The sequence below is a fragment of the uncultured Caulobacter sp. genome (assembly GCF_937900395.1).
In the GTDB taxonomy this organism is placed as follows: domain Bacteria; phylum Pseudomonadota; class Alphaproteobacteria; order Caulobacterales; family Caulobacteraceae; genus Caulobacter.
In genome coordinates this window covers 1-7,279 of record NZ_CALCDX010000022.1, presented here as the reverse complement: position 1 = coordinate 7,279, position 7,279 = coordinate 1, and the positions used below count along the sequence as shown (strand labels likewise).

Sequence of the window (7,279 nt, the reverse complement as noted above, 5' to 3'; positions counted from 1 at the left end):
CCGCGCGCGCTTCCTGGCCAATATGAGCCACGAGCTGCGCACGCCGCTCAACGCCATCATGGGCTTTTCCGACATCATGCGGGCGCGGATGTTTGGTCCGCTGACCGACCGCTACGCCGAGTACGCCGAGCTGATCCACGAGAGCGGCGGGCACCTGCTGGACCTGATCAACGACGTGCTGGACATGTCCAAGATCGAGGCCGAACGGTTCGAGCTGCAGCGCGGCGTCTTCGACGCGCGCGAGGCCGTCCAGGCGGCGATGCGCCTGCTGCGGGTGCAGTCCGACACGGCGGGGGTCCAACTGCGCGGCGTCCTGCCGCAAGGCGAGCTGGAGGTCGACGCCGACCGCCGCGCGCTGAAGCAGATCGTCCTCAACCTGGTGTCCAACGCCCTGAAGTTCACGCCGCGCGGCGGCCAGGTGACGGTGACGCTGGACGGCTATGACGGCGTCCTGGAAATCGTCGTGGCCGACACGGGCGTCGGCATCAGCCCCGAGGACCTCGAACGGCTGGGCCGGCCCTATGAGCAGGCCGGCGGCGCCGAGCAACGGGCGCGCGGTACGGGTCTTGGCCTGTCGCTGGTCCGCGCCTTCGCCAAGCTGCACGGCGGTGAAATGGCGATCGAGAGCCGTCTGGGCGCTGGCACCACTGTGTCGGTGCGCCTGCCGGTCCTGCTGGCCGCCCTGCCGGGCAAGACGGCGGAGCCCGCGGCCCCCGTCGAGCAAGAGCCCTTGCCGCCGACCAGCCTGGGCGACAACGTCATCGCGTTCGCGCCGCGGTGATTGCAGGCTGGGGCTTAAAAGGACCCTAGTGCAGGAACGCCCGGCCCGCCGCGAAATCGCCCACCTCGACATAGGCCTTGCGGGTCATCTCGTCCCCGCGGCCGGTGAAGACGAATTCGATCGTGACCGCCTCGCGCGGGTCAAGCTGCGACATCGCCTCGGCGACCGCGACGGGGAAGCGGAAAGCCAGTCCCGTCTTGGCGCCGGTCGGCAGCAGGGTCGGCGGGGCTTCCTCGCGGGTCTCGGCGTTGAACACCAGGCTCGCATTGCGCGGAGCGACCTTGCCGGTCAGGGCGCGGCCTGATCGATTGTCGATATAGGGTCCGAGCGTGCGTTTCGTGTCGCGCAGGATGACCCGCGCCGCGTACGGGCGCTGGCCGTTCTCGAACGTGGCGACAGCGGTGACGGCCTTGTTGCGTCCGGCCAGGCCGAACATCAGTCGATCCGCCCCGAAGGCTGACATCTGCGACAGCCGCCAGAACGGAATGGTCGCCGACGAGGCGCGGTCCGCCTTCCACGACGAGACGTCGCCGGGATAGGTCATGGTCTGCATCTGGGCGTAGCCGTCGAAGGCGGCCTTGACCCGGGAGGCGGCCAGCGTGATGTCCTTGGAGTTGCAGGCCGCGCTGGCGGCCTTGGCGCGGGCTCGCTGCTCGAGGGCGGCGACCTGCAGTTCGCTGACGCCCGAGCGCAAGGTCGCGCCGCGGGCCTGGGCGCGCGCGGCGTCCAGCGTCGCGGAAATCTGGGGCGCGAACAGGCGACAGCGCGCGTCGGCCGCGGTCATCAGCGTACGCTCATAGAGCTGATCGGCGGCTTCGGCCGCGCGCGGCGCCGTGGGGGCGCTCAGCATCGCCGCGAGTGCGATCACCGTCATACCCTGGCGGGCGCGACCTTTCTGATGCTCTACGGACGTCATTGGCCTATGGGTGGGGATATTCGGAGGGGCGGTTCTAGGCCATCCCGGGTTGCGGTTCGGTTAGCATGCTACTTTCGACGGACATTTGGGTCGGCGCGCTGATCCGACGCGCCGAGCTGGGCGGAGCCTTCGCGACGGTGGCGCGCAAGGGGGACGCGCGCGCGGGCGCGGTGTTGGTCAAGATCGTCAACCGCCGCGACGGGACCGCCAGGCTCTACAGCGAAGCCATGCGGGGCGACGGCGAGCGCTTCTGGATGCAGCCGGTCAGGTCGGCGTTCGAGCCCGATCTGGACGCCTATGTCGAACGCGCGGCGCGCATCGATCCCGATGTCTGGCTAGTTGAGATCGAGGATCGCGAGGGGCGCCATTTCCTCACGGAGCCGGTTGAAGCCGATCCGTCCTGACGGCTAACGGGCGTCATTAACCCTGATCCTAAACCGGACCGAAAGCCCGGATCGGGTACGTGTTTCGGCCGTAGCCGCCGAGTCCGTGACGCCCATGCTTTTCCTGATGAACGACGTCATTCTCAGTTTCGACCCCAGTGAACTGGCGCCGCCGGTGACGCGTGATCGCTTCGCCAAGCTGTCGCTGAACAGCGTGCTGGATCTGGGCAAGGAGCTGTTTTCGGAAGAGCCGATACTGCAGCACAAGGACATCGAGCGCGCCCAGCGGTTGGCCGCTCTGATCATCGCCAAGGCGCCGGACATCAACGCGGCCCTGTTCATCGCGCCCACGCGCGGTTGCAAGGTCGAGGACGTGCAGGCGCGCTACGTGCAGCTCAGCGTGGAAGTCATGGGCGCGCTCCTGCATCGCCAGAATGCGGGCGCGCTGACCAACGCCGAAGCCGACCGTCAGGTCTGGCAGCGCTTGGCCGCCTAGGGCCTTGTCGACCGCCGGGACCTAGAACTTCACGAAGGTCATCAGCCAGCTGATCATCACGGCCAAACCGACGAGGCCGGCGATCGTGATTCCAAAGCACAAGGCGCTGCCGGCGGGATGTTGCCGGCCTTGGGGGCGGTGATGGTCGAGCAGGGCCATCGTTCGATTTCCTCCAGACACCCGACGATCTGAAGTCGTCGTTGGCGATGGAGGAAGCATGACTCCAAACCCATTCTTCGAATAGGGGTATTTTGACCGTCTAGCGAGCACTTCGCGGGACATGGTGACGCGGGCTTTGCCTTGTTGTGTCTCGCGTGGGTAGAGAAGTTCAACTCTTGGTGTAATATTCCGCGAACGCTGTTCTGAGCCTTCATCGAACCAACATGCGTCTGTCGCCTACCTGACAAGACCGGTCGCTACGCCGCGCCGCAGCAAACAGCGCAGGTGTACGATGAAGCTTATGACGACGGCCGCCTGGGGCGCGCTCGCCCTGGTCCTTTCCACCCAAGCCCACGCCCAGCAGGCTTCGCCGGCCCTCGAGGCGTCGGAGGTGGACACCCTGGTCGTCACCGGCACGCGCCGCGTCGACCGCACGGCCTTCGAATCGGCCGCGCCGGTGGACGTCGTCAGCCAGGAGGCGTTGAAGAGCATCGTCTCCGACGAGATCATGGACAAGCTGGCGGCCACGACGCCGTCGTTCAACGTCCAGCGCCTGCCGGCCGCCGACGGCCAGGCCTTCGTGCGCCCTGCAACGCTTCGCGGCCTGTCCCCCGACCAGACGCTGGTGCTGGTCAACGGCAAGCGTCGCCACCGCTCGGCGGTGCTGGGCGGTCGTGGCCAGCAGGGCGTCGATCTTGCGTCCCTGGGGACCAGCGGCATCGAGCGCATCGAGGTGCTGCGCGACGGCGCCTCGGCCCAGTACGGCTCCGACGCCATCGCCGGGGTGATCAACATCATCCTCAGCGACAAGACCGGCTTCGAGGGCTACGGTCAGAGCGGGCGATACTTCGCTGGCGATGGCGACAAGACCGAGATCGGCGCGCGCTATGGTCTGGCGATCGGCAACGGCGGCAGCGTGGTCGCCGCGCTCGACTACACCAACGCCGAGGCCACCTCGCGCACCCGCCAGCGCCCCGATGCGATCGCCTTCCAGGCGGCTAATCCGAACATCAAGGTGCCCAACCCCGTCCAGCGCTGGGGGCAGCCCGACCGCGAGGTGTGGCGCGGCTCGCTGAACCTGGTCCTGCCGATCAGCGACGCGGTCGAGGCCTATGGTTTCGCGACCTACAGCGACATGCACGGCGTCACCGACTTCAATTGGCGCAACCCGTCGACGGACAGCTCGTACAAGACCAGCACCGTGTTCCCGAGGTGGTCGCTGAGCCAGCTCTATCCGGCTGGCTTCTCGCCGAAGTTCGGCCAGGACGAGACCAACGCCTCGGTCAACGGCGGGCTGCGCGGCGACGCTAAGGGCTGGTCGTGGGACGTCTCGGCCGGCTGGGGCCGCGACAAGGTCGACTACTTCCTGAACAACAGCATCAACGCGTCGTTCGGCCCGCAATCGCCGACCAGCTTCGACGCGGGTTCGCTGATCCAGGAGGAGGCGACCCTGAACCTGGACGCCTCGCGTCCGCTGGACTGGTCGTTCCTGGCCAAGCCGGCCAACCTCGCCCTCGGCCTCGAGGCCCGCAAGGAGACCTACAAGATCGAGGCGGGCGACCGCTATTCGTGGGATGTCGGTCCCGGCGCGGCGGCGGGCCTGCCCAGCGGCTCGAACGGGTTCCCCGGCTACGCGCCCAGCCAGGCCGGGTCTTGGGACCAGACCAGCTACGCGGCCTATGCCGATCTCGACCTGCCGATCACCGACAAGTTCAACGCCGATATCGCGGTGCGCCACGAGGACTTCTCGGAATTCGGCCAGACCACCGACGGCAAGATCGCCGTGCGCTACGAGTTCACGCCGAACTTCGCGATCCGCGGCGCGGTTTCGACCGGCTTCCGCGCGCCGACCGCTGGCCAGATCAACAATACGCGCACCTCTCAGGGGCTCAACACCACGACCCTGCTGCTCTTCACCTCGGGCCGCCTGTCGCCGGTCAACCCGATCTCGGTCGCGCTGGGCGGCAAGCCGCTTGAGCCGGAAGAGTCGAAGAACCTGTCGCTGGGCGCGGTGTTCCGCCAGGGCGGCTTCACGGCCTCGGTCGACTACTATCGGATCGAGGTGGACAACCGCTTCGCCGTCTCGCCGAACTTCACGGTCACCCCGGCCCTGCGCGCCCAACTGGTCGCCGCGGGCATTCCCGGCGCCGACAGCCTGACGACGGTCAGCTACTTCACCAATTCGTTCGACACCCGCACCCAGGGCGTCGATGTGGTCGGCTCGTGGCGCGGTCAGGTCTGGGGCGGGCGCGCCGGCGTCACCGCCGCCTGGAACTGGAACGACACCAAGGTCACCCGCTCCAAGCTGACCGAGGTCTCGAAGCTAGCCCGCATCAACCTGGAAGACGGCCTGCCGCAGAACGCCGCCAACGTGTCGTTCGACTACGCCAAGGGGCGCTTCAGCGGCCTGATCCGCGCCCGCTGGTCGGGCGAGTGGACGGACGCCCAGGCCAACGGGACCGCCGACCTGATCCAGAAGTTCTCGGGCAAGGCGCTGGTCGACCTGTCGGTCAGCGCCCAGCTGACCGATGCGATCAAGCTGACGGTCGGGGCCGAGAACCTGTTCGACACCTATCCGGACGAGGCGACCTTCCAGGCTTCGCGCGGCCTGATCTACTCGCGCAACGCCCCGTACGACACCGACGGCGGCCTCTGGTACGCGCGCCTGTCGGCGAAGTTCTAAGCGAACAAGGAGACGGCGCGGCGGCGAGGGAAGGTGACAACAAGGGCTTATGAGGCTAGTCCCCGCCCATGAGCACTTCCCCCGCCGCTGAAGCCGCCCGTCGGCGCACCTTCGCCATCATCAGTCACCCCGACGCCGGCAAGACGACCCTGACCGAGAACCTGCTGCTGGCCGGCGGGGCGATCCGGGCGGCCGGCGCCGTGCGGGCGCGCGGCCAGACGCGGCGCACCCAGTCCGACTGGATGAAGATCGAGCGCGAGCGCGGCATCTCGGTCAGCGCCTCGGTGATGACGTTCGACCGCGATGGCCTGATGTTCAACCTGCTGGACACCCCGGGCCACGAGGACTTCTCGGAAGACACCTATCGCACCCTGACGGCCGCCGACGCGGCCATCATGGTCCTGGACGCCGCCAAGGGCATCGAGCCTCAGACCTTGAAGCTGTTCGAGGTCTGCCGGCTGCGCGACATCCCGATCATCACCTTCATCAATAAGATGGACCGCGAGGCCCAGGATCCGTTCGAGCTGCTGGACGAGGTGTCGTCGAAGTTGGCGCTGGATCCCGCGCCGCTGTACTGGCCGGCCGGTTCGGGCGGTCGTTTCAAGGGCATGCTGGACCTGCGCAAGGACCAGTTCATCCCGTACGCCAAGAAGAGCTCGACCGACGAGGAGGGCCATCCCGACCCCGTCGCCTTCAAGGGCAATGCGGTGGTTCAGTATCTGGATCCGGAGGAGAAGGCCGAGCTGGAAGACAACGCCATGCTGGTCACCGAGGCCGGCAAGCCGTTCGATGTCCAGTCGTTCCTGGAAGGCCACATGACGCCGGTGTTCTTCGGCTCGGCCCTGCGCCATTTCGGCGTGGCCGAGCTGCTGGGCGGCATCGGCGCCTACGCCCCGCCGCCCAAGCCGATGCCGGCCACCAAGAACGGCGCGGAGACCCACGTCGCCCCGGGCGACAGCGAGGTGTCGGGCTTCGTCTTCAAGGTCCAGGCGAACATGGACCCCAACCACCGCGACCGGATCGCCTTCCTGCGCCTGACCAGCGGCCGCTTCACGCGCGGCATGAAGCTGAAGGCCCAGAACACCGGCAAGGCCATGAGCGTCAACGCGCCGATCATGTTCTTCGCCTCCGACCGCGAACTGGCCGAGGACGCCTTCGCCGGCGACGTCATCGGCATCCCGAACCACGGCGTCCTGCGGGTGGGCGACAGCCTGTCCGAAAGCGGGACGCTGCGCTTCGCGGGCCTGCCCAACTTCGCTCCGGAAATCCTGCGCCGCGTGCGCGTGAAGGACCCGCTGAAGGCCAAGCACCTGAAGAAGGCGCTGGAAGGCCTGGCGGAGGAAGGCGTCACCCAGCTGTTCCGCCCGATGATCGGCAGCGACTTCATCGTCGGCGCCGTCGGCCAGCTGCAATTCGAGGTCATGGCCAACCGCCTGGCCAACGAATACCAGCTGGAAGTGATCTTCGAGGCCAGCCCCTACGCCGAAGCCCGCTGGCTGGGGGGCGACCGCGCCGACGTCGAGGACTTCGTGAACAAGCACAAGTCGGCCATGGGCCAGGACATCGACGAGGCCCCGGTCTTCCTCGGCAAGAGCGCCTGGGAGATCGGCTATGTCGCCGAACGCTATCCGAAGGTGCGCTTCGAGCGGACCAAGGAGCGGGCTTAACGCTACACCACCCTAGAGGGTGGCGTAGTAATCCAGTTCCGCGTGCTGGACGTGATCGCCCGAAGCCGTCGGACTGGCCATGACCTCCTTGAAGGCCACCTTGAACTTGGCCATTTCCTCAGGCGTGCCCACGGAAACCCGGACGGCGTTGGGCCAGATCGGCCAGGTGCGGCCGATCAGGACGTTCTTGGCCT

At 67.4% G+C, this 7,279-nt stretch carries 7 protein-coding genes and 1 pseudogene; 5 read left to right on the top strand and 3 right to left on the bottom strand.

Annotated features, from left to right (window positions below):
* Positions 1-781, top strand: a 781-nt coding sequence (locus Q0379_RS01790; RefSeq protein ID WP_299003677.1) for a HAMP domain-containing sensor histidine kinase, incomplete at its 5' end; no start/stop codon positions are given.
* A gap of 25 nt (positions 782-806) precedes the next feature.
* Here Q0379_RS01790 and Q0379_RS01785 read toward each other — a convergent pair.
* Positions 807-1,697, bottom strand: a complete 891-nt coding sequence (locus tag Q0379_RS01785; protein ID WP_299003675.1) for a hypothetical protein — start codon at positions 1,695-1,697, stop codon at positions 807-809.
* A 65-nt stretch (positions 1,698-1,762) separates the two neighbouring features.
* On the opposite strand from Q0379_RS01785, the gene Q0379_RS01780 reads away from it, so the two are divergent.
* The gene (locus Q0379_RS01780; protein WP_066683024.1) at positions 1,763-2,101 is read left to right on the top strand and encodes a DUF1491 family protein; all 339 of its coding nucleotides are present in this window, start codon (positions 1,763-1,765) and stop codon (positions 2,099-2,101) included.
* A gap of 94 nt (positions 2,102-2,195) precedes the next feature.
* On the top strand, positions 2,196-2,576 hold the full coding sequence (locus tag Q0379_RS01775; protein ID WP_066683023.1) for a hypothetical protein: 381 nt from the start codon (positions 2,196-2,198) through the stop codon (positions 2,574-2,576).
* 21 nt (positions 2,577-2,597) lie between these two features.
* Here the strand turns inward: Q0379_RS01775 and Q0379_RS01770 are convergent, their stop codons facing one another.
* On the bottom strand, positions 2,598-2,735 hold the full coding sequence (locus Q0379_RS01770; protein ID WP_299003668.1) for a hypothetical protein: 138 nt from the start codon (positions 2,733-2,735) through the stop codon (positions 2,598-2,600).
* Positions 2,736-3,036: 301 nt separating this feature from the next.
* On the opposite strand from Q0379_RS01770, the gene Q0379_RS01765 reads away from it, so the two are divergent.
* Both Q0379_RS01765 and Q0379_RS01760 read left to right on the top strand, forming a co-directional pair.
* Positions 3,037-5,418 carry a TonB-dependent receptor gene (locus Q0379_RS01765; protein WP_299003666.1) on the top strand — a complete coding sequence of 794 codons (2,382 nt, stop codon included), beginning with the start codon at positions 3,037-3,039 and terminating at the stop codon, positions 5,416-5,418.
* Positions 5,419-5,486: 68 nt separating this feature from the next.
* Entirely contained in the window at positions 5,487-7,085 is a 1,599-nt protein-coding gene (locus tag Q0379_RS01760; protein WP_299003664.1) for a peptide chain release factor 3, read from the top strand.
* Positions 7,086-7,097: 12 nt separating this feature from the next.
* On the opposite strand, the pseudogene Q0379_RS01755 reads toward Q0379_RS01760, so the two are convergent.
* Positions 7,098-7,279 (bottom strand): annotated as a pseudogene (locus Q0379_RS01755) (aminotransferase); the annotation flags it as partial.

What these genes read in the sequence shown, in the direction of transcription:
- Q0379_RS01785 (WP_299003675.1), bottom strand. Translation starts at nt 1,697, where the DNA reads ATGACGTCCGTAGAGCATCAGAAAGGTCGCGCCCGCCAGGGTATGACG.
- Q0379_RS01780 (WP_066683024.1), top strand. Translation starts at nt 1,763, where the DNA reads ATGCTACTTTCGACGGACATTTGGGTCGGCGCGCTGATCCGACGCGCC.
- Q0379_RS01775 (WP_066683023.1), top strand. Translation starts at nt 2,196, where the DNA reads ATGCTTTTCCTGATGAACGACGTCATTCTCAGTTTCGACCCCAGTGAA.
- Q0379_RS01770 (WP_299003668.1), bottom strand. Translation starts at nt 2,735, where the DNA reads ATGGCCCTGCTCGACCATCACCGCCCCCAAGGCCGGCAACATCCCGCC.
- Q0379_RS01765 (WP_299003666.1), top strand. Translation starts at nt 3,037, where the DNA reads ATGACGACGGCCGCCTGGGGCGCGCTCGCCCTGGTCCTTTCCACCCAA.
- Q0379_RS01760 (WP_299003664.1), top strand. Translation starts at nt 5,487, where the DNA reads ATGAGCACTTCCCCCGCCGCTGAAGCCGCCCGTCGGCGCACCTTCGCC.